The following is a 24,119-nucleotide window of genomic DNA, read 5'->3' as shown; positions in this document are numbered from 1 at the left end:
ACCGAAAGGCCTTTAATGTCTTCAACGAATGAACGCGACAATGGCTCTGGCTCCGCGGCAGGCCCCCGCGACGACGCTGCGAAATCCCGCGGCAAGAACTCTGACGGCAACGACTCGACCGTCGGGAAAAATAGCATTAAGCGGGACGCGATGGGCACGGCGATGCGCCTGTTGACGCGGGTGACTGGCTCCGATTTCGCCGCGAAGTATGGCCTCAATGAACGCATTGACCGCATTACCTATGAGTCGACGAAGACAGGCATGAAGTCTCTCGGCGCGGCCACCCGCGAATTTAAGCGGGTCACCAGCGGGCAGTCCCCGATCCGCCTCCCGTTCCTCGGCTTGGGCGATGATAAGAAGATTGGCGACGAAAAACCCGACGCCGAGGCCGAGGAAAAGGCTGCGGAATCCAAGAAGATCGTGTGGGACCTCACGCCCGACGAGGACCAGGAGATGATCGTCGAGACGATTAAGGATTTCGCTGAGAAGCGCATTAGCCCCGCGGCCCACGACGCCGACGAAGCGGCAGCCGTTTCCGAGGATCTCCGCAAAGAGGCGCTTGGCCTGGGCATTTCCATGGTGAACGTGCCGGAGGAGTTCGAGGGGATCGCCACCGGGTCCAACCTCACGACGAATTTCCTCGTCACGGAGGCGCTAGCCCACGCGGATCCGGGCATTGCCCTCTCCGTGATGGCCCCGGCCGGTGTCGCCGCGACCTTGACTGCGTACGGCTCTGATGAGCAGCAGCGGACGTATTTGCCAGCGTTCGCGGGCGAGGATATTCCGATCTCCGCGGTGTCCGTCGCCGAGCCTCAGCCGCTGTTCGATCCTTTCTCCTTGTCGACGACTGCTCGCCGCGAGGGCGATGACGTAGTGATCGAGGGCGTCAAAGCCCTGGTTCCCGACGCCGGTAATTGCGAACTATTCGTCGTCGCTACCATGCTTGACGACGCTCCGACGCTGGTCATCGTCGAATCTGATGCTGATGGTGTCGTGGTGGAGCCTGATCCGAGCATGGGGTTGCGCGCGGCAGGACTGGGACGGCTGCTCTTGAACGACGTGCGTGTTCCCGCGTCGAACATTCTTGGTGGGACGGATCGCTCTGCCGAGGACAGGGAGAGCGACTACCGGAACATTATTCGGCGGTCCCGGTTGGGCTGGGCTGCGTTGGCTGTGGGGGCATGTTCGGCGGTGCTGGACTATGTGAAGCCGTACGTCAACGAGCGTCAGGCGTTTGGTGAGCCGATTTCTCACCGTCAGGCGGTGGCGTTCGCGGTGGCGAATATCCGCATTGAACTCGACGGCATGCGTTTGGTCGCGCTGCGCGGTTGTTCCCGCGCGGACCAGGGGCTGACGTTCCACCGCGAGGCCGCCCTTGCCCGTGACTTGGCGGCCGAGAAGGGCATGGCGATCGGGTCAGACGGAGTCCAGTTGCTGGGTGGTCATGGTTATACCAAGGAGCATCCCGTGGAGCGGTGGTACAGGGATTTGCGTGCAATCGGCGTCGCTGAAGGAACGATCGTTCTGTAAACGGCCAGGCAGCACCGGCGTTAGGTGGCACCTGGCCCGCGATGCACGCACACATGAACACGATGTTGTCAACCGAATAAAACCCGCAGCGTTGAACGCTCTTATGTGACCCCGGAGGGACACAATCATGATTAACCTAGAACTTCCTGGCTTCTTGAAGAAGGGTGCGAACCCTGGGCATCAGGCGGCCGCCGAAATCTTCCGACCCATTTCCCGTAAGTACGACCTCGCCGAGCACGAGCGCCCCGTCGAACTGGACACCATGGCCAGCATGGTGGAAGGCATGGCCGACGCTGGCCGCGGAATGGCGGGTGCGTCGGGTGGTCGCGGAGATAAGAAGAAAAAGTCCGACGGCATCCGCAATGGCGGAAATATGGCCGCGGTGCTGAACGTGCTGGAGCTGTGCTGGGGCGACGTGGCCCTCACACTGTCCATTCCGTACCAGGGCCTCGGAAACTCCGCCATTGCGGCCGTCGCGACGGATGAACAGTTGGAGCGCATCGGCAAGGTGTGGGCGTCGATGGCCATCACCGAGCCTGGTTTTGGTTCGGACTCCGCTGCCGTGTCAACAACAGCAACTCTCGACGGCGACGAGTACGTCATTAACGGTGAAAAGATCTTCGTGACGGCCGGTGAGCGTTCCGACCACGTCGTCGTGTGGGCGAGTGTGGATAAGTCCAAAGGTCGCGCGGCTATCAAGTCGTTCGTCGTTCCGAAGTCAGCCGACGGCTTCACTGTGGAACGTTTGGAGCACAAGCTAGGTATTAAGGCGTCGGATACCGCGGTATTGCGCCTGGATAATGTGCGCGTTCCGAAGGAGAACCTGTTGGGTTCGCCGGAGGTGAGCACGAAGAAGGGCTTCGCCGGAGCGATGGCGACGTTCGACAACACGCGCCCGCTAGTTGCTGCGATGGCTGTCGGATGTGCCCGCGGTGCGTTGGAAAAGCTCCGTGAGGTGCTGGAAGACGCTGGTGAGGTCATCGATTATGACAAGCCGAAGTATGCTCAGTCGGCTGCCGTCGCGGAATACCTCGACTTGGAGAGCGACTGGGAAGCTGCGTACCTGTTGACGCTGCGCGCGGCGTGGATGGCGGATAATAAGAAGCCAAACACCAAGGAAGCGTCGATTGCGAAGGCGAAGGCGGGGCGTGTTGGTACTCATGTCACGCTTAAGGCTGTGGAATTGGCTGGTCCGTGGGGCTACTCCGAACGCGAACTGCTGGAGAAGTGGGGGCGCGATTCCAAGATTCTGGACATCTTCGAAGGGACGCAGCAGATCCAGCAGTTGATTGTTGCCCGTCGCGAGCTGGGACTAAGCTCCAAGGAACTAAAATAGCAGGTCAAAGGGCATAAATTTTCTGTCGTCGTCGCCACAGGAGACCACCTCAACGCACCTCCGGCAGGTGCTCTTTTTCCGCCGAGTCCGCAAAAAATCCGCAAAAAGTCCGCACCAACTCGTCAGCAGCACCACGAGCCCGCTCCGTCTCATCCATCCACAAATGCGTATACGTATCCAACGTCGTTGACGCCGACGCATGACCAAGCAGCTCCTGGACCGCTTTCACCCCTAACCCTTGCCGGATGAGATGTGAAGCGTAGAGGTGCCGAAGATCGTGAAAACGAAACCCAAACGGGGCCATCGCCTTGCAGACATTGTCTGCTCGCCACATCTTCCCCGACGGTGTGAGGAACATGGGTTCGTCGGGTCCTGTCCGGTGTTTGAGGCGGTGTTTCCGAAGCCGTTGCAGTGTGGCTGCGGGTAGAGGAATGTCGCGGCGGGAGGTCTGCGTTTTTAGCTTCGCCCAGCGGGCCTCCCCGGTGGGTGGCTCTTTGATATGTGATGAGGCGGCCTGTTCAACTACCCGCACCATGTGTTGTCGTCGGTCTATGTTTTTCCATCTCAGGCCTGCGACTTCACTTGACCGCATTCCGGTTGAGGCGGCCAGGATGACCATAGTGGCTAGTGTGTCTCTACCTGTTGCGTCGCAGACGTGAATAAGGTTTTGTACTTGTTCCATGTCTGGGATGTGGCATCGTTCGACGGCCATACGTGGTGATCTACCGATACTGACTTTGCTGGTAGGGGAGGCTGCTAGAAGTCCGTCGTCGACTGCCATGTGTAGGCATCCGGATAGTTGAGACCAATAGTTACGCACGGTGCGTTCTGATAGTCCGGTGTGGTTTTTGGCCCAGGGTCTGCCTGTGCGGAGTTGGTTTATCCAGGTTCGGAGGAGCGCTGGGGTGATGTGGTTGATGTGTAATTCGGCGAGGTTGCCGAGGTTTTTTCCGGCTCGTTGTCGGACGGTGAGAGTACCTGGGGTGGTGGCGGTAGCCTCCCAGGTTTCCCACAGTTCGCCTAGGGTGGGTGCCGTTTTTTCGTTGATCCATTCTCCGCGCCTGAGTGCCCGCTCTTGTTCTTGCAGATAGTTTTTGGCTTGTTTTTGGGTGGGGAATGTTTTGGAGTGTTCTGTGCCGATCTGGTCGCGGTAGCGGGCAACCCACCTGGTTTTTCCTGTTGTGGTGGTACGTTTGCTGATAGCCATGTGTGTTTCCTTGTGGGGTGGGTGGCTGGGCTTGTTGTTGTGTATAGTGGGAGGTGCCTTTTCTTCGGAGAGGCAAAGGGCAGCAGAGTCCCCGTTCGTCTTTGGTCCATTGACGGACGGGGACTTTTTCTATGTTTTGTTGGGCTTACTCATCTAATGAATCCAACGTGACCTGGTTGTTGTAAAAGTTGTTTATTCTTGTCTGGGCTTAATTCGCGGGCGTGTGCTCGGTCGGGGGTGGGGTGTGATCCGGGTGGCACATGTTTCCCGCCATACCTCTACTAGGTGGATGGTGACGCCGAGTTCGTGGGCGAAAACTATCTAGAGATTTCGTCTCTATCCGACTTGTGGCGTGGCGAGAGTCTTTTACGTTGAGCTAGGAGCTCTCGATCAGCTTTGCGGAGGGTTTCTACTAGCTCGCGTTCGGCTTTGTCGTCTTCCAGTTGTTTTCGCCCTTGGTTGAAGATCTCGTAGCGTTGTTGTGCTAGTTCATTGGCCTTGTCGCGAGTTATTCTTCCGTGATCTTTTAGCGGCTCGTAGTCATTGAATTCTATGAATTGGTCAGCTTTTTTGATCCAGTCATTCATGTGCACAACTTTCCGGCGTTGGGCTTGGTCTTCCGCATAGTTTAAGAATCCGGATACAAGCAGGTTAAGGCGGTTGAGCTCGTTGTTTGTGAGGTAGTTTTTTGCCGTGCGGATGTCGCCTTTGCGGACGATGTCACCCTTCCAAGAGGTTAGGCCTAGGTTGTCGGCTTGGGGGTCGCAGCGGGTAGCAATGATTTCGGATGAAGTGTTACCGGTGATTGCGTAGTGCAGTTTGTCTTGAATTGTGGCAAACAATTGGTGTGTGCGTTGCGAGTTCGGGTCGTAGTCATCGGCAAGGCTGATGATGTTGCGTAGTTCGAGGTAGAGGCGAGCTTCGGAGGAGCGGATATCGCGGATGCGTGCGAGGAGTTCGTCGAAGTAGTCCGCGCCGAGGGGGTCTTTGAGTTTGTCATCGTTGAGCACGAACCCTTTGATTAGGTACTCAGTGAGTACTTCAGTAGCCCAGCGTCGGAACTGTATGCCTCGGGGGCCTCGGATGCGGAATCCGACGGCCATGATCGCGTCAAGGTTGTAGTGGTCTAGGGTACGACCTGCGTCTTTTCGGAATTTCCGAACAACTTCTACGCGGTTGAGTTCGTTTTCGTTGAATAGGTGTTTGAGGTGTTCGCTGATACTGGATCGGGATACGTCGAATAGTTCGGCCATTTGTGTTTGGGTCATCCAGACGGTGTTGTCGATGAGTCGGAGTTGGACTTCGGTGGTTCCGTCGTCGGTGGTGTAGATGATGAATTCGCCGAGGTTGTCATGGTGTATGTCGGGTGTGGTCACGCGCGTTGTCTTTCTGGGCTTAATTCACGGGTGTGGGTGTGTGGTGGCTGGCCGGTGGGTGTTTTGCCATACGGTGACGAGGTGGTTGGTGACGCCGAGTTCGTGGGCTATGGCCCCTGGGTGGGGGCCGTGCAGTATTTCGGCTAGCCGGTATTCGTCCTCTGAGATGAGTAGGCGGGCGGCGAACCGGTCTGCCCGGGCTTCTTGCCGTGTGTCGCCGTGGCCGAGGTCGCCGTGGACGGCGTGGCCGAGTTCGTGGGCGAGGACGCTGTTTTCTTGTGTGGTGCTCATTCCGTGGCGGAGGTTGATTTGTTTGCGGTGGTGGTTGTACCAGCCTGGGTGGCCTCCTTGGTGGTAGGTGATGGTGACACCTAGTGTTTTGGCGAGTTTGTCGAGTCGGTTACGTGTCGAAACCGTATTCCCCCCGTTCTTCTTTGAGTTTGTCTTCATCGGGGCCTCCGTATGCGGCTGCGTCTTCTGGCATGGTGTCGTCGTCATCATAGGGGTCGGGTGTGACATGACGGCGTTGTGCAAGCTCGTCTATGGGGGTGTCTAGTGGTCCGTCGCGTTCGACGCCGAGCTTCATACGACGGAGCACTTCATCTGCGAGTTCGTCGTCGGTGGCCTCGGCTAGTTTTGTTCCACCTGTGTCTACAAGGTTCAGTTTTGCCTCTTTCGCGGTGATGAACTCTGCCTCTACGAGGGCTTGGAGCACGTTGGTGTTGTAAGCGCGGGCGAGCTTGATAACAAACTCTGGGTCTGCTTTCGCCCCTTTCTTCCACCGTGTGAAAGCGGATTTGTCGAATCCAGCTTTGTTGGCGGCGGCGGAATATGAGGAGTCGCCAATGAGGTTGGTTACGTATTTCCACCAGCGGGTTTGTGTCATAACTCCATAATAGTTGCGCGTCTGCAACACCGCAAGGAGAGTTCCAACACAACGTACTGTTGCGCAATTCCAATACCTTGTGTATGGTCAATATTGTTCCTCCGCAACAGGATGGAGGGATAAAACAACTTGGAGGGATTGAGATGGAAACAATACATACAATCCGCATCCGTCAAGACTGGCTCGATAACGCGATTGTTGAAGCCGGGGGAATGGCGAACCTAGCGAAAAAAATGGACGTCACGACCTCGACTGTTAGCCGTCACGCTAACCAGAGAGTTGAGGCTAGCCCTCGGTTCATCGGTGCCGTGCTCACGGCTTTTCCAATTCAGTTTCAGGACGCTTTCGATGTCACTGAAGAGCAAGTTCGTCTTCGTCGGGCGCGGTATGTCAAAGACATTGTTGCCGCATAAGAAAATGCCCCTCGCGGAAACGAGGGGCGAAGAGTCCCAGAAAGGAAATTATGAAGCACTTACAGCATACCACATCAGACGGGGTAACCCCGTTCGATCAGATTAAACGAGCCCGCGAAGACGGTACCGAATACTGGTCAGCCCGCGACCTTATGCCACTCATGGGGTACGCGCGGTGGGAAGACTTCTACAAGATCACTCGTCGAGCAGAGGCATCTGCTAAGAACTCAGGTCAGGGAGGTTTTTCGGTGATCACCGAAAAAGCCCCAGAGGGAGGGCGACCTCGCACAGACTTCCATCTGAACCGCTTGGCCGCTTACCTGGTGGCGATGAACGGCGACCCGAATAAGCCAGAAGTTGCGGCTGCCCAGTCCTATTTTGCACTTCGTACCCGCGAAGCGGAGACGAAGCCTTCCTTTGACCCGGCTGCGTTGACTCGCGCGGAGATTCTTCAGATTGCGTTAAACGCGGAGGAAGAACGCCTCGCGCTAGAAGCAGAGAATAAGGAGCTCTCGCCGAAGGCGGAAGCCTACGACACCTTCCTTGACGCAACCGGCAAGTATTCGGTCGGGGCGGTGGCAAAGATGCTGGGCAAGGGGCAGAACTGGTTGTTTCGGGAGCTCCGCAACCGGGGCGTACTGATCACTAAGGGGGCGATGCGGAACACCCCATACCAGCAGTACATGCACCACTTCGAGGTACTGCCGCACCACTATGAGCGCTCAGACGGGACACAGGGCACGAGCTACACCACCTATGTGCAGCCCAGCGGGATTGATTTCATCCGCCGGAAGCTGGGATTGCCCTGTATCGACCCATTGTCCCCTGCACAAGCCGCATAAGAAATGCCCCGGCAGCAACCGGGGCGCGGAGTTCCAAAGGAGGAACAAAATGGAGCAGTTAGTAACTATACCAGTTCCGGGTGCTAACGCGGAACTGAAAGCCGTTCAAACCGAGGACGGTAAAGAATGGGCGTCACCCCGCCACATCTGCGAGGTGCTAGGTCTCGATTGGAAGAGTCAGCATCGAAAGCTGCATGACAAGTCGTGGGCCTGCGTGGTCAAGATGACCATGCAGGTATCCGGGCAAGGCCGTGAGATGTTCATGGTTGATCGTCGGACACTCACGATGTGGCTAGCCACTATCGACACCAACCGCGTCGCCCCGGAAGCTCGGCCCACGCTCGAAGCGTTCCAAAACGAAGCAGCCGACGCTCTCGACCGCTATTTCAACGAAGGCGGGGCGATCAACCCTCGCGCTACCGAGCACCAACAGAAGGCGTTGATGTTTGAGCTGCGCTCTCAGATGGAGCTAGCGCAGGCAGCGAAAGGCCTCATTCATGACGATTTCCTTGAGGCTAAAGCCCGCATCATTCTGGCCCGCGGTATGGGGGAGGCCCCACAGTTGGACCCGGCCCGGAAACCGCTGTATGTGCAGGATTTCCTCAAGAGCAAGGGCCTGTCGAAGAAACAGTTGTCGGCTAAAGCCCCCATGTTTGGGAAGCGTTTGAAGGCTGCGTGGACGGATGCTCATGGCGTGGTTCCACAGAAGGTTCCGGTCGAGTTGCCGAACGGTCGGGTGATTGAGGCTTATGGCTACACGGAGGCGGACCGGTCTTTGATGCAGCAGGTTTGGGACGAATACTTTGCCGTCACCGCCTAAAAGGAAAAGAGGATAAGGATCATGGAAAAACAAAACATTGAATACGACTACACGGATAGGGGTGAAGAGTGATGAAACCAGCTTTGGAGTTTCGGTCGTCAGAGCTCCATCTAGCGACCGGTGACGGTGTTGTTGTGCTCTCCCTTGGAGATAAGTCCATAAGGCTAAACGGTGAGGATGTTGAAGCCCTAGTAAGGGTTCTTCGTGCTGCCGACTTCTTAGCCGACCACGGGTACGTATCCGGAATGAACGTAGATAGCCCGAACACTATGTGAAAGGAGTGAGTGATGCGCAAGGTTGCGAAGCTCAATATTGAGGCGGATTCGTTGGGGATCAATCTCAATATTGATGGTGCCCCGGAGGGGATTCTCATTGAGTACGAGATTCTGCCGAAGGTGGCTAAAGCGGTGTTGGCGGAGATTTTAGACCAGGTAGATGCGGGCAGGGAGGAGTAATGGCTTTTTCCCGTGCTTACACAGTGTCGGAGGTTTCGGATATCAGTGGCATCCCTAAAACAACGCTATATCAGCAGGCGAGGGAAGGGCGCTGTCCTGAGTTGAGACCAATCCGATGTGGGAGTCGCACGGTGTTCCCCCGGTCTCATATAGACAAACTCTTCGGGATTGAGGAAAGGGCCGTCTAGTTCTTGGCCGCTGTGGTTCGTGTGGTGGGCAAGCCGCATGAACGGGTGAATAACTACGCCGTTTTATTTCGTCACACCTGACGTAACGGCCCATGCCGACGGGCCGCAGAGAAAATAACGTCACAAAAAGAAAGAAGGAAAAATGATCACAATAATCGCGGCGATTATCGCTGCCATCTCGGCTGTAGGCACGGTGGCGGTGACTATATGGGAGTTCAGGCGGGGAGATGACCCCTCCATTGACGAGGCTCCGTCTCGGAGGGGCGACGCCACTGAACAACGATCTGGCGATCACACCCCATAACTGCTTCATACCAGAATTGCACTTCCTCGCCGGGGCCGAGAGTGCCGACGTCGTGGACCTGCCCCTGGTCCGAGGGTGAGTCGGTGGCGAACTCGACGTCGACAGCGTTTTCATCGGAGTCATTGATGAGCAGGTATATGGCGTCCTTTTGGTGTCTGATTTTCCACGGGTTGGAATACCTCGATTCAAGTTTTTCCAATGCATTCGCGATGCGCTGTTGGGAGTCCGCTGCTTGCTCGGCAGCGGAGGTGGCGCGCTCAGCAGAGTTTCTAGATTGTTGCTCAGATTCGCTTGCTTGGTGTGCTTTCCACAGTGACAAGAGGAACGAGGCGAATGCGATTGCTGCTGATACGGCTGCGATCCAGTTCTCAATGTTCATAAAACGAATGTTAGCCCGAGTGGTTACTACGCGGTTCGATTCCGTGTCCGGGCACAAGGCCTGACGGCCCGTGTTATTTGAAAATCGGATAGTGAATAGTCCTGTGGGATACGGGGAGCGAGCGTGTTTCTTAGATCGCGATGACCTTCCTACACCTGCTGCTGGCGTCGGCCGCAGTGGAGGTAACGACACGGGGTGTTAACAAAACTTTTGGGTGGCGCTGGTGCCCGTGCAACAAGGTTTGCGGGGTGGTTAACGCACTACGGCCACCTGTGGGGTTCGATTCCCCACCCACCCACAAGGGGACTTTGTGTCCCCTGATGTGCAAGGAGGCCCCGCAGTATGGATTTGGCTATCAATGCGCGGGGCCTCCTATCCACAGACCAATAGGAAAGGAGTCTGCAGTGGAAACAGTACAGGCGAGGGACAAATTAATCTATACGGTCCCCGAAGTCGCAGACATGCTCCGTATGCATAAGGAAACAGTTTTGGCCTTGTGTCGGTCGGGGGAGTTGAGGGCTACGCAGCATGTGGCGCGTAGTCGGTGGAGGATTCCGGCGGCTGAGGTTGAGCGGTTCGCGATGTGGGGGTCGGCGAAATGACTCGTGATGAAGAGATTTTGCGGTCGATGATGGATCACCCGGCCGGGAAACGCGCATCCCGCTACGACGACGAGCTGGATATGACGTTTATTGATGTGGCGAATGAGGCTTACGAGGATAATCGGGGTCGTTTTCGCTGGTCGTGGGGGTTGTTTGGCCGGGCGCTGATCGGTGTTGTGGCTATCGGGGTGTTGTTTGTTGATCTGATTTGGTTAGGGACGGTGAGCTAGCAATGGCGGAGAAGAAATATAAGGTATTGGAGTTTGATTCTGAAGAATCGTGGCTTGAGGCGCGGAAGCAGTATTTCACGGCGACGATGATGGCTGACTTGGCGACTGGTGGTTCTGGTGCCCGTGAGCGGGTGTATCGGGATCGGCGAGGGTTAAATAAGCCGTTTGCCGGCAATTCGTATACGCAGTGGGGGCATGAGCGTGAGCCGGTGCTGGTGAATTACGCGCGGGAGCATGTGGACTCGAGGCTGGTTCACAGCACCGACCTTTACGTCTCAACAGAGATAGAAGACGCTGCTTGTACCCCGGACGCTGTTGGCACACACGAGGACGGCACCGTGGCGGTGCTGGCTGAAGCTAAGACCACGAAGAACATGTGGTGGAAGCGTGAGGATGTTCCCGACCGCTACTTGTGGCAGGTTCAGTGGCAGTTGTTGGTGACTGGTGCTGAGGCGTGTGTTCTTGTGTTTGAGTATCACGAGGATTTCGAGCCGCGGGGGATTGATTATTTCATCATTCGCCCGGATAAGGATATGCAGGATCGGCTGTTGGCCCTGTTGGCTCAGCAGCGGGAGTTTGAGGCCACCCATGTTGAGGCCACGCTGCCCGATTTCTTTGCTGATCGTGTCCGCGAACTATCCAAGCTGAAAGAACAGGCCCGGGCTTTGGAGGATGAGCTTAAAGCGGAGATTCGGGAGTTCACGGGCGGCGAGGATTTCAGCTATTCGGATGATCGGGTGCAGGTAACCCTCTCTACGCCGAAGCGGTCGTCCCGGTTTGATACCGCCGGGTTCAAGAGGGCGGAGCCTGAGCTGTATGAGCGGTTTGTGAAGCCGGGGAAGGCCCCTTCTCAGCGGGTCACATTGAAGTGGAAGGGGGCCGCGTAATGGACGAGATCAATCTGGATAACTATGAGTCCGTGGAGGAGCGCATACTGCGTTTTAGGAGGGATTATCCGAATTTCCGTTGTTTGACTAAGCTGGCCTATGAGGGTGATCCGGGTCAAACACGCTGGATTATTAAGGCCAGTGTGTGGCGTGATGCTGAGAATACGGGGATGCCGGATGCGACCGGCTACGCTTTTGAGCTTGATGGTGCGGGTAAGACTCAGCAAACGGCGGCGTTGGAGACGTGCGAGACGTCGGCTATTGGGCGTGCGTTGGCGAACCTGGGGTATGGGGGGAACCGTCGTGTCACCCGTGAGGAAATGCGGAAGGTGAAGCGTGATGAGGACCGCCGGTTGATTGTTTCCCGGTTGAAGTCGGTGCCTGATGTGGGGGCTTTGCGCGCGTTGTGGGAGGACGCGAAGGCTGCTCAGGTGACTGATCAGTCGTTGTGGCAGGCGTTTAAGAAGCGCACGGATGAGCTGGAAGGCGGTGGGGACGGTGAGTGAGTATGCGCCGTTGAATCCGGTTCAGATTGAGTCTGAGATACGTAAAGCGACAACGAAGATTGCTCAATGTATCGAGCCAGCGAGTGAGGCGTATAGCCAATGGCAGCTAGCGGAGCTGGAGTTTAAGAAGGTGTTCGCTGAGTATTTTGTCTCTGAGTCGGGGTCTGTCGAGGACCGTAAACAAAAGGCGGTGTTGAACTCGTATGACGCTGCGACGGCGGCTCGTGTTGCTGAGGCGAAGTATAAGCGGATTGTGGATTATCAGCGCTCGTATAGGGATAAGTTGTCGGCGTTGCAGTCGGTGCAGAAGTCGGTGAATGCGGCGTATCAGGCGGCGGGTCACGATGGGTAGGCGGAAGAAAATGCCTGTTGAGGTGGCCCGTGTTGTTGGTGACCGTGCTGCTGGCCGGTGTGAGGCGATGGTGTTTCCGGTGTGCACCGGGGGCGCTGAGCAGCTTCACCACCGTAAGTACAGGTCACGTGGCGGTGAACACACGGTAACGAACCTCGTGTTTATCTGTAAGGCTTGTCATGACTGGGCCCATGCCCACCCGAAAGAATCGGCGGAGATTGGGTTGAGTGTTCATACCTGGCAGGAGCCCGGGGAGGTTCCGGTGGCGTATCGGGGTCGCCCGGCTGTGTTGGATGATGCGGGCGGGGTGACGTATTCGATCATGGAGGGATAGTCACCCCCGTTGTGTGAACTTTCTTTTCGGGTGGGGTAGTTGCGTGCGTTTAGTTGCTGTGGCTACCTCACTCTTTTTTATCGAACAATTGTGCGGATTTTGGAGGTTGTTGTGAAGTCTTGGATTGGGTTTATTGCCGGGTTGAGTGATGAGGATTTTCGCGCTCATTGGCTCGCCCGGATGCAGCTAGCGAAATCTGTAGGAGGTGAAAAGTAATGTCGCAAATATTTCAGGGCCCAGGGCCTGAAGACGACTTCACGCTGATTCCAAACAGCATCTCAAGATCTACTGAGCTACCAACAAGGGCCAAGGCCGTCTACATCTTCATGCGGTCACACAGGGACGGGTGGAACATCACTACCACGTCGGTTGCGCACGCTCTGGGGATGAACAAAGACACGGTCGCTAAGGCTATTAATGACCTTATCGAGTCTGGCCATATGCGGCGGATTGAGAAACGTGCTGAAAGTGGGAGGTTTGCAGGTTGGGACTATGAAGTGCTTTCAGGTTACTTCCCCGTGTCCGAGGAATTCGGAAGTGGCGATTTGGCCGGTTCCGGAAAACCCGCATCCGGAAAACCCGCATCCGGAAATTCCGGACGCATAAGAAGACTATATTCCAAGAAAACTAAAGAGATAACTTCGTTATCTCAAGAAGATCATGCTCAAACCTCCGGTTCGAGCGAGCGTGAACCCCGGTCTGATCGGTTCGATGAATTCTGGGATGCCTACCCACGGAAGGTCGGCAAGAAGAAAGCTCGCGCCAAGTTCACGGCGGCCATCAAGGCTGCCGGGGATGCTCAACGCGTCATTGACGGGGCAAGGCGGCTAGCCGCAGACCCCAACCTCCCGGATAAGCAGTTCATTCCTCACCCGACCACCTGGCTAGAGCGTGGCGGCTGGGATGACGAACCGCTCCCGTCTCGTTCCCCGTCTAGGCAGGTATCTCAACGAAAGAGCGAAGCCGAGCAGTGGGACGACGTACGCCGTGAGCTGCGACAACAACGAGAAATGCGCAACCAAGCAACCATTATTGACGGCGAAGTCCTGGACCAGCAGGAGATCGAACCATGAACCAAGACCAAGCCGAAGAACTAGCCCTCGACATCCTCGAAAAGGGCCGCTACCTGGCGAAAGACCGGTTTCCCGTCCCTGACACGAAGACGGTGCAGGCTTGGTCGGAGGTGGTGGGCCGCTACAACCTGCCCGACTGGCTGTGGCTTGAGGCGGTCACGATCTTTTGCACGGAGAAGATCACTCAGCGGATGGTGACCCCGCTGGACATTATCGAGGCAGCTAGAGCAGCTAAAACACGCTGGGAGCAGTCACCTGAGGGGAGGGCTGCGATAGCGAAAGCTCGGGGAGGGCAACCCATCACACAGGCGGAGATCGAAGCCTACTACAGCAAAACCCCTGTTCAACGCGAGGAAACACCGGGCGAGTACCAGCAGCGTGTCCACCCGGAGCTTGCCCGCATGATCGCCGAGATGACCGAGCGTCGGACGAATTCCCCGCCGTATCGGGCGGAGCCTGGCCACTGGTGGAGCCCTAAGAAGCTCTAAATCCGCGCTCATTGGCCCCTCAGAGCCACGAACACGCCACCGCTGGTGTAGCTGGCCTACCCGCGGGGGTTCAAACGTCTTAAAACCCTATTTTCTCGAAAGGAGTGCCCCACATGGCACAAACATCTATCCACACCACGATTGTCGGCCGACTGACTGCCGACCCTGAAGTCCGCTACACCAACGACGGCAAACCCGTCGCGAGCTTCACTATTGCCAGCTCACAGCGGGTCTACAATAAGCAGGCCGGCCAGTGGGAAGACGGTGAAGCAACCTTCCTGGGGTGCACAGCATGGAGGAAACTCGCCGAGGGTGTGGCCACCCTCCACAAGGGCCAGCGTGTTGTTGCGGTTGGTGTGTTGAAGCAGCGCCGGTGGGAGACGCAGGATGGTCAGAAGCGGTCGAAGTTGGAGCTGACCGCCGACGAAGTTGGAACAAGTGTTCTATTTTCGGGTGACAAGAACGGGGGTAACACTAAGCAGCCCCGAAACCAAAACAACAACCCGTCAAACGGAAACGGATGGAATAACACCACCCTCGCTAGTGACGGCTGGAACGCGGGCGGATTCAACACCGACGACGAACCTCCCTTCTGATAGACATTCCCAACAAGGAGACACCGCAATGAGCACCATCAAAATCCCCTACACACGCCCACCCATCCACGACCCCAGACCCACACCACAAAACAGGAAATTGGCCACGATCATAGGCCGAATGTTGGAAGCTCATATCCGCAAATGGTGCAGCACCCACCACACCCACAAACCCGGCATCGTCACACTCCACTACCAACCCAGAGAGGCCAGCACAGACGACAAACTCCGACTCGTACTCACCAACGTGCTACTCCAGCAAGTAACCCACACGGTGTACCCCACAGCCACCGTCACCGACCCCGCACTACACAAACCCGGCCACACCCCACACCCCGTCTGGCTCGACATCACACCCCCACGCAAGGCGAGCAAACAATGACAACAAACCGCATTCCCCACATCCACACCCCATCAAGATTCACTCCGCCCCCCATCACCAAACGCAAACTATGCCAAGATCACCCAGAGTGGACCACCGACAGCGACAAGGAGGACATGGCCCCCGACTTCATCGCCATCTGTCACCAGTGCCCAGCACTCAACCAGTGCGAAGACTACCTACAAGCCCATGAACAAGTAGGAGCCCCCATCTTTGGGGTGGTAGCCGGGCGAACCTACTACAAAGGAGCATTATGACCAACCAACGCACACTACCATCACTACCAGCCATTGACCCGCCGATTATTACACGACGCACACTCTGCGCAGGCCGGCCCGAGTGGTCAGCCACCAAACTCACCGACAGTGCACGCACCAAACTCAAACAAGCTTGCCACCAGTGCCCGGCACTAGCCCAGTGCGAGGCCTACCTACAAACCTACGAGAAAGCCAAACTCCCCATTGCCGGGGTTGTCGCCGGACGCGAGTGGGGAGACACCGGAAACGTCACCTGCCGGAAAGGCCACACACTCACCCTCGCCACCACAGCCATGCGAGGCGGCTACCTCTACTGCAGAACCTGCGAACGGCACAACCAATGACGCTATCCGGCGAACAACGCAAGGAACACACCCATGCCACGTAACCGACAACATTGTGTACTCAGTCAGACAATCACACTTTTTCAGGCTCTTCCCGAGGGAACAGATAATGAGTCACTATCGCCAATAAACCAATAACCTGAATCGTCGCCCCAGAAATAAACGCAACAATGACTACATCTGAGGGGCCGCCCTTGCGAAATAGCTCATGAACAAGCGCTGCTACACTAGTTACAATCATTATGACGACAAGCCCAAGAATCGTATAAAACGTCACTGACCGGAACTTATGCGCCTGAGCAAGCCTCTTCCGTTTTAAGTCATCGAAGTTCTGCTCAATAGCTTGAGCGCCAGGATTAACAGGACGATCGGCAGCGATGCCCTCAACCGGGGAATCATTGAAGTCAGCCACAACTAATCCTGCTTTATTAACCGCTCATGGCGCTTGTGTACAGCCGGCACCGACACGCCGAACATGCGAGCCGTACTAATCGGCCCGTCAGATTGATAGCACTCCGCAAACCGGCCAGGGGGCATGAGTAACGCCCCGGCAAATTCATCGGCAAAAAACTCGTGCAAGTCGTAATCGCCCGGTTTGCGGTAATCAACAAAGGAAAACTCGAAATCACCCGCCACTGAGGTCCGATCAATAAAGTGCCCGATCTCATGCGCAAGGGTGAATTTCCTGCGCATCGGCGAATCTTGCTCATTAATGAGAATACGTGGTGACGATTCTTCTCCGCGCATGATTATCATGCCCGACACATCATGCTGTAGAGGTCCAACATCAACACGGATATCAAGGCTATGAGCGATTGCGACTAACGAATCCCACCCCAGGGGCTGCCCCGCCGGGTTAAGACTAGCCGCCTCGCGTCGCGCACGGTGATACAAAAGCTCGCCGCTCATTCGTTGCTCACCACCATCTTTATGCAGGCTCTTTCTCCCCACGATTTTAGCTGAAAGACGCCCTGTCGCCATGAACTTTGCAGAAAGGAACACACCCATGTCGCGTAACAGACAATCCGCCAAACAAGCCGGACGATCATTCGAAACACTGATCGCCACCTACCTAGCCGAAGAGCTCGACAGCGACTATATCGAGCGACGCAGACTCAGCGGCGCCAACGACAGGGGAGACATTGCCGGAGTACGCGACAGCCGCGGCCAAAGACTATGCATCGAATGCAAAAACTACGGAGGCCAACTCGAGCCAGGCACATGGGTCAAAGAAGCTCACATCGAAATGGGCAACGATTCTGCAGTAGCCGGAATAGTCGTCGCCAAACGACGCGGCACCACCAACCCTGGCGCGCAGTTCGTGTTGATGACTGTTAACGATCTGGTCGCTTTGATTCGCGGCGACCGACCAGACAACGACCTCTAAGGAAGGAAAGAACAATGGGTGCAATCACTGAATGGTCAGACGACCTGGTAGGGCAGGTGGCTAAATACGGTGACGGAGAAATAGTCGTCATTGACGAGTGGGGCAATGGAAGATACGTCCTCGCGTGGTCATTCAATCACCGAAATGGGTTAATAAACGTACCTCTGGAGCAATGCGAGGCTACCGGCCGGCGCGTAGATAAATTCCTATGCTCGCTAGTAATGAAGGCTCATGAAATGCGTGAGCAGGCAAAGATAACAACTGCCGGTCTTAGCCATGCACTGTACGTGTCCATGCATGACAACGCCCCGCTAAAGGAGATTATGCGCGCAATTGTGGACGCTAAGCGTGACGCTAAGAAGCTAGCCGAACAGACTAGAGAACTGGAACAACTCATAGAACACAGTGCGCCTGAAACTCCACGCTATGAGTACGCCGTACAAGTTCTAGCCGTGGACGACGAATGGAAATACCTCTACGGATGGGAATGGACACCCGGATACCTCGACCTCAAACTACGTCCAGAAGCTGCCCCCGACGTATGGTTCCGTGACCTAAACACCGCTCAAGAAATCATGGAGGGAACTGGCGCGGATGATGCCCGCGTTGTCCGCCGCGTGGTGGGGGAGCCGGAAGTCGTCGAATAAGCGCACTCAGCCTACCAACTCAGTGTACCGAGCAAAAAGAATCTCCAGTCGCTGCCGCTGCGTAGTCAGCTTCCTGCCAGCACCGAAAGCCTTATCCACCACACGATCCAGCCTGTCATGCGCCTTCACCAAAGCAGGATCCATAGCCAGCGGATTGTAAGCATCAGCGAGACTGCGGTCTGGATGCCGCGCACGCGCCGCTAGAACACCCTGACCAGCCTTGATGATCGACTCCCGGGTTTTCTCGTCGAGTTCTGGCACGGGGAAAGTATTCCACGTCAAAGTGTTAGCAAAATTAAGATCGGACTTGAGCCTTCCGCCAACAGCGCGTTGCCACGTAATAAACATTGACGAGGAAATAAGCCCGAACAGAAGTCCATCCGGATCTACCGCTGTATAAAGTTTGTTTCCGGCAATTACTTCTGCTCCCAGATGGGCGGCAGTATAGAACTTCCGGGTTTCGGAAACCACTGCTGGAATTCCCACGTAAGCACAGTCTGGTTGGTGGTCTTCTTGGAAAAGATGGGGAGTGTTAGCTGACTGCTGTGTTGCCTTCTTTTTACTCCCAAGGCGCATTTCGCGCACTGCTTCTACCCGCTTTTTTAGCACTGACGATTTAGAAATATCCGCAGGATTGAAATCATCATCCCCCATCCATAAACACCAGCGGTCAAGACCGCGCACCAGTTCCCTGCCCATGCGGAAAGGGCGAAGATATTTTGCCGCAATTGGGTCTGCTGCTACCTCGCCGTAGGCTTTCTTTTCTACGATTAAGTTCCCACCGTCTGTTGGTTGGCTTCCTCGTACAGCGGGACTGATTACTGAGCTGAGTGGCTTCATCCGCTTAGCAACGAGCACGTTTGGCCCATCTATCAAGTAGGCATTAATCCTTTGGCCTACACGCTGCTCAACGGCTCCGCCTTTCACATCTGGGTAGTCCCACAAGCGAGGACTAGCCTTACTGTTGCGAGTGAATCCAACAATGACGCAGTGAACAGCAGCCTTGCCAGGAGCCTCCGAGTCCCACGCAAACGTGCGGTGGGCGAACTTAATCCGCCACCCCTCCCGGAACAAAGGCCCAAACAACGCAGGGACTGGCTGGCCTTGAGTAATCGAGTTGGTGGTCACGTAAGCAAAATCGCCAGAGCGTTCGGCAAGAAGGTCTTTTGCCTTTGCATGCCAGCCGGTGACGTAATCAAGGTATCCGTCATAGTCCTTGCCCCAGACCTGCTTCATATCCGCAGTCTGCTCTGCAGTCTTTGTGTACTGACCAATAAACGGCGGGTTGCCGAACACATACGTATCACCCTTAGTACTGGGCACCTCCTGGGCCCAATCCATCCGAAGAGCATTACCATGCCGAACATGCGCCGTAATCGTAATCGGCAAACGCTCCGGGGCATCCCCCACAGCCTCCGCCAACCTCCGGTTAGCCTGATGATCAACCAAAAACATCGCAGTCTCAGCAATTTTTGCAGGCCACCAATTCAACTCGAAACCATAAAACTGGCCGATCGACAGCCGCTGATCCAAAGACACATCCATCGACGCAGTCTGCTGCCCTTCCTTAGCACGAAGCGCGACAATAATATCGGTCTCGATACGACGCAGCTCACGATAAGCCACCACAAGAAAATTCCCACACCCGCACGCAGGATCAAGAAAAACCATCTGAGATAACGAATCCCGGAATTGCCGCAGCTCCCGAGCAGTCGTCGATTTATTTCCAATCAGCCGCTCTGCTTCATCTCGGAGCTCCTCCAGAAACAGCGGCTCGAGGACCTTCAAAATGTTGGTCTCGGTGGTGTAATGCTCACCATGAGCACGTCGAGCATCCTTCGACTTCACTAGCTGGAACATGGAGCCAAACACAGCCGGTGAAATGCGTGTCCAGTGGAAACGACACGCAGCCAGCAAGGCGTCTCGCATCCCCTCAGTGAAAAACTCCGCAGGCCACGTATCCGCAAACAAGCCACCATTAACGTAAGGGAAAGCCGCCATTGATTCAGGTACGTGACGGCGGCGACTCTCCGGCGTATTCAGCACCTGGAACAGCTGCGAGAGCTGGCCACCAAGATTGCCAGGAGTCGTGTCATACAAAACAAACCGGTAGAACAAATCCTCCTGCCACAAACCGGCATCATCACCGTAGAGCAAAAAAAGAAGGCGAGTGAGGAACACGGAGGTCTTTTGAATCTGCCAATCCTCATCCTCAGGATTCGTGGGAGCCTCATCACCAACAGCTTCATCAGCATCGTCATCGCCCACCATCGCGGTATACAGATCCGCCATGAGCCTCGAAGCATGAATGGAGGCTTCCTCCTCCTCCTTCTTGCTGACGGTCTCCTGTCCCGCTAGGAATATCAGCTGGTCAACATGATCCGCAATCTCGCCAATAGTAAACGAGACACTCCAACCATCCTCACCAAGCTTCGCCACCCTGAGGTGCTCAAAGTCCGAAACGATTGAGTAGCGGGGCCACTCATGCTGACTGATCGAACCACCAGAAAGATAGTCAAGCAGCTGCCGCTCAGCAGCATCAAGATCCCTACCAGGCGACTTAGCCTCACCAATGACAACACCAGACCAGAAAAGGTCGATGTAGCCAGTCCTCCCAGACGAAGCACGGATCGCATCGCGCTCAAAAAGCTTGACACGCTCAGGAATCACCCCAAAACAACGCAACAAATCTGACCAAAACTGCTGCGCATACGACTTCTCAATATGGCCCGCCCCGGCCTGCCTCCACCCATCCACACGACTGAGCCAATGCGCCGACATCTCCTGCAAACCACGACGGATGGTCCCACGGTCAAGAGTCACAGTTGGCTTAGCAAGCATAAACCCATCATAGACACCACAACACCACACAAAAGGCCCCCACAAGCAGCATGGTGACCGCTGCACCACATTCTACAAGTCGGTCCAGCCCGTAGCAGGACACGGAGTATCCGGCTTGACATGCGACGACGCCGATGGCGCAGACTATGCATGTTTTCCCCGTTCCGGTCGGGGTGGGTGTGTGCAAATACCCTTAGGGGTGCGCAGATTTTCCTTAAGAAATTCGGCTCAACAACTCTTTTACGCGCTTGGTAATATCGTCGCGGATTTCGCGTACGACCTCTGTGGGTCCCCCCGACGGATCAGCGACCTCCCAGTCTTCATAGTGGGTTCCGGGGAAAATTGGGCATGATTCGCCACATCCCATCGTGATCACCCAATCGGCCATCTTCACTTTCGCCGGATCCAGTTTTTCTGGCTGTGCAAACGGCTCTAACCCAATTTCGGCGAGGGCGTCGCGTACCTCGGGGTGTACTTCCTCGGCCGGTTCGGTGCCTGCGCTCATGATGGTCACGTCAGATGTTGCGAGTTCTTGCGCAATGGCAGCTGCCATTTGTGAGCGACCAGCGTTTTGTCTGCAGGCGAAAAGGATTTTGGTCACGGCGGCTTCCTTTCGGCGTGTGGTTTGTTGAGGCACGTGTTTAGCGACAACGTCAAGGAATTGAGTATCAAATTCCGAGGCGATCGAATAGTAGGCCCACTTACCCTGCTGTTCACGGCCTAATATGCCAGCATTTACCAGCTTGGTGAGATGGTGCGAAATGGTTGACCGGCTGATATTAAAAACCTCGGGAAATGAACATGCGCACACCGGGTTCGGTGAACAGCGGTATATGAACAGAGCCACTTGCAGCCGCGTGACATCACTAAGTGCCGCAAAAATACTCGCCGCGTCCCGACACCGTCCTTCGTCGGCAACTGCAGGTGCGGGGCAGCAATTCGGAGCATGTTGGCTGGTCATGCAAGAACCCTATCATGTTTCGATAAACATCGAAACGTGATAGAGTTCGAGTCAGTACGACAACCATCGAAATGTAAGGAGTTAATTGTGCGTCAAATCGATGTCTATGAACCGGCCCTGTGCTGTTCTTCCGGGCTCTGCGGAACCGACGTAGACCAAGCTCTCGTTGATTTCAATGCGGCGCTGACCACTCTGGAAAAGGAGGGCATTACCGTGACCAGGCATAATCTGGCGTCTGCCCCTACTGATTTTGCGACGTGCGAGCCAGTTCGCGCATATGTCGAGGTGGCGGGTACAGACGGCCTGCCAGTTACTGTGGTCGATGGCACTATCGTTGCTACTGGTTCTTACCCACAAGTTGATCAGCTCCGTCAATTCGCCGGGGTATCCCTGGAGGAAAAGACCACTTTGCCCGTCGTTGAGTCTGGCTGCTGTGGCGAAAGTGGGTGCTGCTAATGTCCCTTCCTGAACTGAGCACCAAGTTTGCGTTTTTCACCGGTAAAGGTGGAGTCGGAAAGACCACGGTTGCTTGCTCTCTAGCCACCCGCGCGGCAAGTGAAGGTAAACGAGTGCTGCTAGTGTCAACTGATCCAGCCTCGAACATTGGGCAGGTATTCGGCCGTGAGATCGGGTCGGGCGGAGCAGAGCTAACCGACCTTGTGCCCGGCGCTACCAGCTTTGATGCGGTAGAGATTGACCCGGAGGCAGAAGCGGCGCGGTATCGCGAATCTATCCTGGGTCCGGTTCGTGGCCTGCTGCCACCCGAGGTACTGGCAACAACCGAAGAAACCTTGTCCGGTTCCTGCACCGTTGAAGTCGCTAGCTTTAATCGATTCGTCGACTATCTAACAAACGAAGACATTACTAGCCGCTATGACCACATCATTTTCGATACCGCCCCGACCGGACACACTCTGCGGTTACTGTCCTTACCTGGTGATTGGTCGAGTTTCATTGATAAAGGCGCGGGTGACGCCTCGTGTCTGGGGCCGATGTCTGGACTGGAGAAGAACCGGCAAACCTATCACGAGGCGGTCGCCGCTCTGGCTGACCCGGCACAAACTTCACTGGTTCTGGTGGCCAGAGCTCAAATCTCGACCTTGCAAGAAGCTAACCGTTCCACCGGTGAACTACTTGAGATGGGAATCAAACCGACGCTGTTGGTGATCAACGGAATCCTGCCAGCGAACGCCGCTACCGATCAGCTGTCGGAGTCTATTTACGCCCGGGAACAGGCACTACTTGATGGCCTTGCCACAAATCCTGAACTGAGCGCGATCAATAGTATTCCAACGGTACGGCTCGAGTTGAAGGCTAACCCGGTGATGGGGGTAGACGGCCTATCACACCTGGGCGAGCCAGACGGTAATGAAAGTTCGAACGCGGGTCCCGCACTAGAGCCGGGCTTTACGCAGTCCACTTCAAATTCGCACGTTGATTTATCCAATCTGGTGGATGAGCTAGCAGAGGGGAAACCGAAACTCGTCTTGTGCATGGGCAAAGGTGGGGTTGGCAAAACCACCGTGGCGCAAATGCTGGCATTGGAGCTCGCTAAGCGCGGCAAGCCGGTACATCTGTCCACCACGGATCCCGCGAATCACCTCGACGGTTCCCTCGAAGACAGCATCAGCGGTTTGACGGTGTCATCTATCGATCCTGACGCGGTGACGGCTAGCTACCGAGAAGAAGTACTCGCCAGCAAAGGCGCTTCTCTCGATGCCGACGGGTACGCACAGTTGGAGGAAGACCTGCGCTCCCCATGTACAGAAGAAGTGGCCGTTTTCAATGCATTTTCGGAGATCGTAGCAACGGCCGAAAACCAGTGGGTTGTCCTCGACACCGCCCCCACTGGGCACACCCTGCTGTTACTGGACGCCACTGGGTCCTACCACCGCGAACTCATGCGTCAATCCGGACGTGACGATTCTGCGACCACGCTCCAACACCTGCAAAATACGGAAGTTACCCGGCCAATCCTCGTGACACTGCCAGAAGCCACGCCAATGCTCGAGGCACAGTCGCTCGCAGCCGACCTATCGCGAGCAGGTATCGAGCCGTGGGCATGGGTAATCAACCAGTCGCTCCCAGCAACCGAGACGTCATCACCGTTCCTGCTACGACGAGCCAATGCGCAACAGGAGGTAATTAATTCGGTCGTTAATCAGGCAGGGGTAGAAGTGGTTCAACTACCCGTCATACCCGACTAAGAACTATGCAAATATCGATTTACCGAAGTTAAAACGATGACGCCGTGGTGGGAATAGTCGTCGCCAAATGCAGGGGCACCACCAACCCCGGCGCCCAATACGTGTTGATGACCCTCAACGACCTCGTCGCCTTGATCCGCGGCGACCGCCCCGACAGCGACCTATAGAAAGAACACACCGCAATGGCCTGACATACAGCTCACACCGAAAGACTCTCCGACAGGATGCGATGCTCAACTCAACGAACGACGCCGCCCATCACATCCTGATCAAATTTCCTCAGCATGTT

Annotated in this window: 31 protein-coding genes; 21 read left to right on the top strand and 10 right to left on the bottom strand. The window is 55.8% G+C overall.

Annotation, left to right across the window (positions count from 1 at the left end; translation table 11 throughout):
* Positions 1–15 precede the first annotated feature (15 nt).
* Positions 16–1,530 carry an acyl-CoA dehydrogenase family protein gene (locus CKROP_RS08120; RefSeq protein WP_012732255.1) on the top strand — a complete coding sequence of 505 codons (1,515 nt, stop codon included), beginning with the start codon at positions 16–18 and terminating at the stop codon, positions 1,528–1,530.
* 127 nt (positions 1,531–1,657) lie between these two features.
* Positions 1,658–2,866 carry an acyl-CoA dehydrogenase family protein gene (locus tag CKROP_RS08115; protein WP_012732254.1) on the top strand — a complete coding sequence of 403 codons (1,209 nt, stop codon included), beginning with the start codon at positions 1,658–1,660 and terminating at the stop codon, positions 2,864–2,866.
* Positions 2,867–2,915: 49 nt separating this feature from the next.
* Here CKROP_RS08115 and CKROP_RS08110 read toward each other — a convergent pair whose 3' ends face one another.
* From CKROP_RS08110 to CKROP_RS10820, 4 genes are all read right to left on the bottom strand, one after another.
* The gene (locus tag CKROP_RS08110) at positions 2,916–4,073 is read right to left on the bottom strand and encodes a tyrosine-type recombinase/integrase (protein WP_012732253.1); all 1,158 of its coding nucleotides are present in this window, start codon (positions 4,071–4,073) and stop codon (positions 2,916–2,918) included.
* 317 nt (positions 4,074–4,390) lie between these two features.
* Entirely contained in the window at positions 4,391–5,449 is a 1,059-nt protein-coding gene (rhuM, locus tag CKROP_RS08105) for a RhuM family protein (protein ID WP_012732252.1), read from the bottom strand.
* Positions 5,450–5,473: 24 nt separating this feature from the next.
* Positions 5,474–5,899: an ImmA/IrrE family metallo-endopeptidase gene (locus tag CKROP_RS11185; RefSeq protein ID WP_081429443.1), complete on the bottom strand. Its 426-nt coding sequence runs from the start codon at positions 5,897–5,899 to the stop codon at positions 5,474–5,476.
* Positions 5,850–6,335, bottom strand: coding sequence for a hypothetical protein (locus CKROP_RS10820; protein WP_012732250.1), 486 nt, complete (start codon positions 6,333–6,335; stop codon positions 5,850–5,852). The genes CKROP_RS11185 and CKROP_RS10820 overlap by 50 nt, the downstream gene beginning before the upstream one ends.
* A 143-nt stretch (positions 6,336–6,478) precedes the next feature.
* Between CKROP_RS10820 and CKROP_RS08095 the strand changes: the two genes are divergently transcribed.
* The 5 genes from CKROP_RS08095 to CKROP_RS11890 all read left to right on the top strand — a co-directional run bounded on the left by CKROP_RS08095 (position 6,479) and on the right by CKROP_RS11890 (position 9,053).
* Entirely contained in the window at positions 6,479–6,748 is a 270-nt protein-coding gene (locus tag CKROP_RS08095) for a hypothetical protein (protein WP_052292403.1), read from the top strand.
* 50 nt (positions 6,749–6,798) lie between these two features.
* Positions 6,799–7,590 (top strand): phage antirepressor KilAC domain-containing protein, encoded by a 792-nt coding sequence (locus CKROP_RS10815; RefSeq protein ID WP_012732248.1) that lies wholly within the window; start codon positions 6,799–6,801, stop codon positions 7,588–7,590.
* Between the two features lie 49 nt (positions 7,591–7,639).
* On the top strand, positions 7,640–8,410 hold the full coding sequence (locus CKROP_RS08085; protein WP_012732247.1) for a phage antirepressor N-terminal domain-containing protein: 771 nt from the start codon (positions 7,640–7,642) through the stop codon (positions 8,408–8,410).
* A gap of 287 nt (positions 8,411–8,697) precedes the next feature.
* On the top strand, positions 8,698–8,865 hold the full coding sequence (locus CKROP_RS11485; protein ID WP_012732246.1) for a hypothetical protein: 168 nt from the start codon (positions 8,698–8,700) through the stop codon (positions 8,863–8,865).
* Positions 8,865–9,053, top strand: a complete 189-nt coding sequence (locus CKROP_RS11890) for a helix-turn-helix domain-containing protein (protein ID WP_081429442.1) — start codon at positions 8,865–8,867, stop codon at positions 9,051–9,053. The genes CKROP_RS11485 and CKROP_RS11890 overlap by 1 nt, the downstream gene beginning before the upstream one ends.
* A 215-nt stretch (positions 9,054–9,268) precedes the next feature.
* On the opposite strand, the gene CKROP_RS08075 is transcribed toward CKROP_RS11890, so the two are convergent.
* Positions 9,269–9,736, bottom strand: a complete 468-nt coding sequence (locus tag CKROP_RS08075) for a hypothetical protein (protein WP_237698411.1) — start codon at positions 9,734–9,736, stop codon at positions 9,269–9,271.
* Between the two features lie 404 nt (positions 9,737–10,140).
* Between CKROP_RS08075 and CKROP_RS11480 the strand changes: the two genes are divergently transcribed.
* The 10 genes from CKROP_RS11480 (at position 10,141) to CKROP_RS08020 (ending at position 15,787) form a co-directional block, all read left to right on the top strand.
* Positions 10,141–10,338 (top strand): helix-turn-helix domain-containing protein, encoded by a 198-nt coding sequence (locus tag CKROP_RS11480; RefSeq protein ID WP_041628895.1) that lies wholly within the window; start codon positions 10,141–10,143, stop codon positions 10,336–10,338.
* The gene (locus CKROP_RS08065) at positions 10,335–10,568 is read left to right on the top strand and encodes a hypothetical protein (RefSeq protein WP_041628894.1); all 234 of its coding nucleotides are present in this window, start codon (positions 10,335–10,337) and stop codon (positions 10,566–10,568) included. Before CKROP_RS11480 ends, CKROP_RS08065 begins: the two co-directional genes overlap by 4 nt.
* A gap of 2 nt (positions 10,569–10,570) precedes the next feature.
* Positions 10,571–11,455: a YqaJ viral recombinase family protein gene (locus CKROP_RS08060; RefSeq protein ID WP_012732243.1), complete on the top strand. Its 885-nt coding sequence runs from the start codon at positions 10,571–10,573 to the stop codon at positions 11,453–11,455.
* Positions 11,455–11,961, top strand: coding sequence for a hypothetical protein (locus tag CKROP_RS08055; RefSeq protein ID WP_012732242.1), 507 nt, complete (start codon positions 11,455–11,457; stop codon positions 11,959–11,961). Before CKROP_RS08060 ends, CKROP_RS08055 begins: the two co-directional genes overlap by 1 nt.
* On the top strand, positions 11,954–12,313 hold the full coding sequence (locus CKROP_RS08050) for a hypothetical protein (protein ID WP_012732241.1): 360 nt from the start codon (positions 11,954–11,956) through the stop codon (positions 12,311–12,313). The genes CKROP_RS08055 and CKROP_RS08050 overlap by 8 nt, the downstream gene beginning before the upstream one ends.
* A gap of 10 nt (positions 12,314–12,323) precedes the next feature.
* On the top strand, positions 12,324–12,647 hold the full coding sequence (locus CKROP_RS08045; protein WP_169302963.1) for an HNH endonuclease: 324 nt from the start codon (positions 12,324–12,326) through the stop codon (positions 12,645–12,647).
* 215 nt (positions 12,648–12,862) lie between these two features.
* Positions 12,863–13,720, top strand: coding sequence for a helix-turn-helix domain-containing protein (locus CKROP_RS10810; protein WP_012732239.1), 858 nt, complete (start codon positions 12,863–12,865; stop codon positions 13,718–13,720).
* Positions 13,717–14,208, top strand: coding sequence for a hypothetical protein (locus CKROP_RS10805; protein WP_012732238.1), 492 nt, complete (start codon positions 13,717–13,719; stop codon positions 14,206–14,208). Before CKROP_RS10810 ends, CKROP_RS10805 begins: the two co-directional genes overlap by 4 nt.
* 113 nt (positions 14,209–14,321) lie before the next feature.
* Positions 14,322–14,804, top strand: coding sequence for a single-stranded DNA-binding protein (gene ssb, locus CKROP_RS08030; RefSeq protein WP_012732237.1), 483 nt, complete (start codon positions 14,322–14,324; stop codon positions 14,802–14,804).
* Between the two features lie 635 nt (positions 14,805–15,439).
* On the top strand, positions 15,440–15,787 hold the full coding sequence (locus CKROP_RS08020) for a hypothetical protein (RefSeq protein ID WP_012732236.1): 348 nt from the start codon (positions 15,440–15,442) through the stop codon (positions 15,785–15,787).
* 73 nt (positions 15,788–15,860) lie between these two features.
* Here the strand turns inward: CKROP_RS08020 and CKROP_RS08015 are convergent, their stop codons facing one another.
* Positions 15,861–16,199, bottom strand: coding sequence for a hypothetical protein (locus CKROP_RS08015; protein WP_012732235.1), 339 nt, complete (start codon positions 16,197–16,199; stop codon positions 15,861–15,863).
* Positions 16,200–16,201: 2 nt separating this feature from the next.
* On the bottom strand, positions 16,202–16,738 hold the full coding sequence (locus CKROP_RS08010; protein WP_169302962.1) for an ImmA/IrrE family metallo-endopeptidase: 537 nt from the start codon (positions 16,736–16,738) through the stop codon (positions 16,202–16,204).
* A 55-nt stretch (positions 16,739–16,793) separates the two neighbouring features.
* On the opposite strand from CKROP_RS08010, the gene CKROP_RS08005 reads away from it, so the two are divergent.
* Positions 16,794–17,174, top strand: coding sequence for a hypothetical protein (locus CKROP_RS08005; protein WP_012732233.1), 381 nt, complete (start codon positions 16,794–16,796; stop codon positions 17,172–17,174).
* A gap of 221 nt (positions 17,175–17,395) precedes the next feature.
* On the top strand, positions 17,396–17,821 hold the full coding sequence (locus CKROP_RS08000) for a hypothetical protein (RefSeq protein ID WP_148209671.1): 426 nt from the start codon (positions 17,396–17,398) through the stop codon (positions 17,819–17,821).
* Between the two features lie 6 nt (positions 17,822–17,827).
* On the opposite strand, the gene CKROP_RS07995 is transcribed toward CKROP_RS08000, so the two are convergent.
* From CKROP_RS07995 to CKROP_RS11165, 3 genes are read right to left on the bottom strand one after another with little or no spacing between them, the layout of a single operon-like run.
* Positions 17,828–20,662 (bottom strand): DNA methyltransferase, encoded by a 2,835-nt coding sequence (locus CKROP_RS07995; RefSeq protein ID WP_041628890.1) that lies wholly within the window; start codon positions 20,660–20,662, stop codon positions 17,828–17,830.
* A gap of 7 nt (positions 20,663–20,669) precedes the next feature.
* On the bottom strand, positions 20,670–20,849 hold the full coding sequence (locus tag CKROP_RS11925; protein WP_081429441.1) for an ATP-binding protein: 180 nt from the start codon (positions 20,847–20,849) through the stop codon (positions 20,670–20,672).
* A 27-nt stretch (positions 20,850–20,876) separates the two neighbouring features.
* Positions 20,877–21,623, bottom strand: a complete 747-nt coding sequence (locus CKROP_RS11165) for a metalloregulator ArsR/SmtB family transcription factor (protein ID WP_012732230.1) — start codon at positions 21,621–21,623, stop codon at positions 20,877–20,879.
* A gap of 87 nt (positions 21,624–21,710) precedes the next feature.
* On the opposite strand from CKROP_RS11165, the gene arsD reads away from it, so the two are divergent.
* Entirely contained in the window at positions 21,711–22,079 is a 369-nt protein-coding gene (gene arsD, locus CKROP_RS07985; RefSeq protein ID WP_041628889.1) for an arsenite efflux transporter metallochaperone ArsD, read from the top strand.
* The gene (arsA, locus tag CKROP_RS07980; protein WP_012732229.1) at positions 22,079–23,830 is read left to right on the top strand and encodes an arsenical pump-driving ATPase; all 1,752 of its coding nucleotides are present in this window, start codon (positions 22,079–22,081) and stop codon (positions 23,828–23,830) included. The genes arsD and arsA overlap by 1 nt, the downstream gene beginning before the upstream one ends.
* Positions 23,831–24,119 lie beyond the last annotated feature (289 nt).

This window comes from Corynebacterium kroppenstedtii DSM 44385 (genome assembly GCF_000023145.1).
Lineage (GTDB): Bacteria > Actinomycetota > Actinomycetes > Mycobacteriales > Mycobacteriaceae > Corynebacterium > Corynebacterium kroppenstedtii.
This window is presented reverse-complemented; position numbering and strand designations above follow the sequence as displayed.

What these genes read in the sequence shown, in the direction of transcription:
- CKROP_RS08120 (WP_012732255.1), top strand. Translation starts at nt 16, where the DNA reads ATGTCTTCAACGAATGAACGCGACAATGGCTCTGGCTCCGCGGCAGGC.
- CKROP_RS08115 (WP_012732254.1), top strand. Translation starts at nt 1,658, where the DNA reads ATGATTAACCTAGAACTTCCTGGCTTCTTGAAGAAGGGTGCGAACCCT.
- CKROP_RS08110 (WP_012732253.1), bottom strand. Translation starts at nt 4,073, where the DNA reads ATGGCTATCAGCAAACGTACCACCACAACAGGAAAAACCAGGTGGGTT.
- CKROP_RS11185 (WP_081429443.1), bottom strand. Translation starts at nt 5,899, where the DNA reads ATGAAGACAAACTCAAAGAAGAACGGGGGGAATACGGTTTCGACACGT.
- CKROP_RS10820 (WP_012732250.1), bottom strand. Translation starts at nt 6,335, where the DNA reads ATGACACAAACCCGCTGGTGGAAATACGTAACCAACCTCATTGGCGAC.
- CKROP_RS08095 (WP_052292403.1), top strand. Translation starts at nt 6,479, where the DNA reads ATGGAAACAATACATACAATCCGCATCCGTCAAGACTGGCTCGATAAC.
- CKROP_RS10815 (WP_012732248.1), top strand. Translation starts at nt 6,799, where the DNA reads ATGAAGCACTTACAGCATACCACATCAGACGGGGTAACCCCGTTCGAT.
- CKROP_RS08085 (WP_012732247.1), top strand. Translation starts at nt 7,640, where the DNA reads ATGGAGCAGTTAGTAACTATACCAGTTCCGGGTGCTAACGCGGAACTG.
- CKROP_RS11485 (WP_012732246.1), top strand. Translation starts at nt 8,698, where the DNA reads ATGCGCAAGGTTGCGAAGCTCAATATTGAGGCGGATTCGTTGGGGATC.
- CKROP_RS11890 (WP_081429442.1), top strand. Translation starts at nt 8,865, where the DNA reads ATGGCTTTTTCCCGTGCTTACACAGTGTCGGAGGTTTCGGATATCAGT.
- CKROP_RS08075 (WP_237698411.1), bottom strand. Translation starts at nt 9,736, where the DNA reads ATGAACATTGAGAACTGGATCGCAGCCGTATCAGCAGCAATCGCATTC.
- CKROP_RS08065 (WP_041628894.1), top strand. Translation starts at nt 10,335, where the DNA reads ATGACTCGTGATGAAGAGATTTTGCGGTCGATGATGGATCACCCGGCC.
- CKROP_RS08060 (WP_012732243.1), top strand. Translation starts at nt 10,571, where the DNA reads ATGGCGGAGAAGAAATATAAGGTATTGGAGTTTGATTCTGAAGAATCG.
- CKROP_RS08055 (WP_012732242.1), top strand. Translation starts at nt 11,455, where the DNA reads ATGGACGAGATCAATCTGGATAACTATGAGTCCGTGGAGGAGCGCATA.
- CKROP_RS08045 (WP_169302963.1), top strand. Translation starts at nt 12,324, where the DNA reads ATGCCTGTTGAGGTGGCCCGTGTTGTTGGTGACCGTGCTGCTGGCCGG.
- CKROP_RS10810 (WP_012732239.1), top strand. Translation starts at nt 12,863, where the DNA reads ATGTCGCAAATATTTCAGGGCCCAGGGCCTGAAGACGACTTCACGCTG.
- CKROP_RS10805 (WP_012732238.1), top strand. Translation starts at nt 13,717, where the DNA reads ATGAACCAAGACCAAGCCGAAGAACTAGCCCTCGACATCCTCGAAAAG.
- ssb (WP_012732237.1), top strand. Translation starts at nt 14,322, where the DNA reads ATGGCACAAACATCTATCCACACCACGATTGTCGGCCGACTGACTGCC.
- CKROP_RS08020 (WP_012732236.1), top strand. Translation starts at nt 15,440, where the DNA reads ATGACCAACCAACGCACACTACCATCACTACCAGCCATTGACCCGCCG.
- CKROP_RS08005 (WP_012732233.1), top strand. Translation starts at nt 16,794, where the DNA reads ATGTCGCGTAACAGACAATCCGCCAAACAAGCCGGACGATCATTCGAA.
- CKROP_RS08000 (WP_148209671.1), top strand. Translation starts at nt 17,396, where the DNA reads ATGAAGGCTCATGAAATGCGTGAGCAGGCAAAGATAACAACTGCCGGT.
- CKROP_RS07995 (WP_041628890.1), bottom strand. Translation starts at nt 20,662, where the DNA reads ATGCTTGCTAAGCCAACTGTGACTCTTGACCGTGGGACCATCCGTCGT.
- CKROP_RS11165 (WP_012732230.1), bottom strand. Translation starts at nt 21,623, where the DNA reads ATGACCAGCCAACATGCTCCGAATTGCTGCCCCGCACCTGCAGTTGCC.
- arsA (WP_012732229.1), top strand. Translation starts at nt 22,079, where the DNA reads ATGTCCCTTCCTGAACTGAGCACCAAGTTTGCGTTTTTCACCGGTAAA.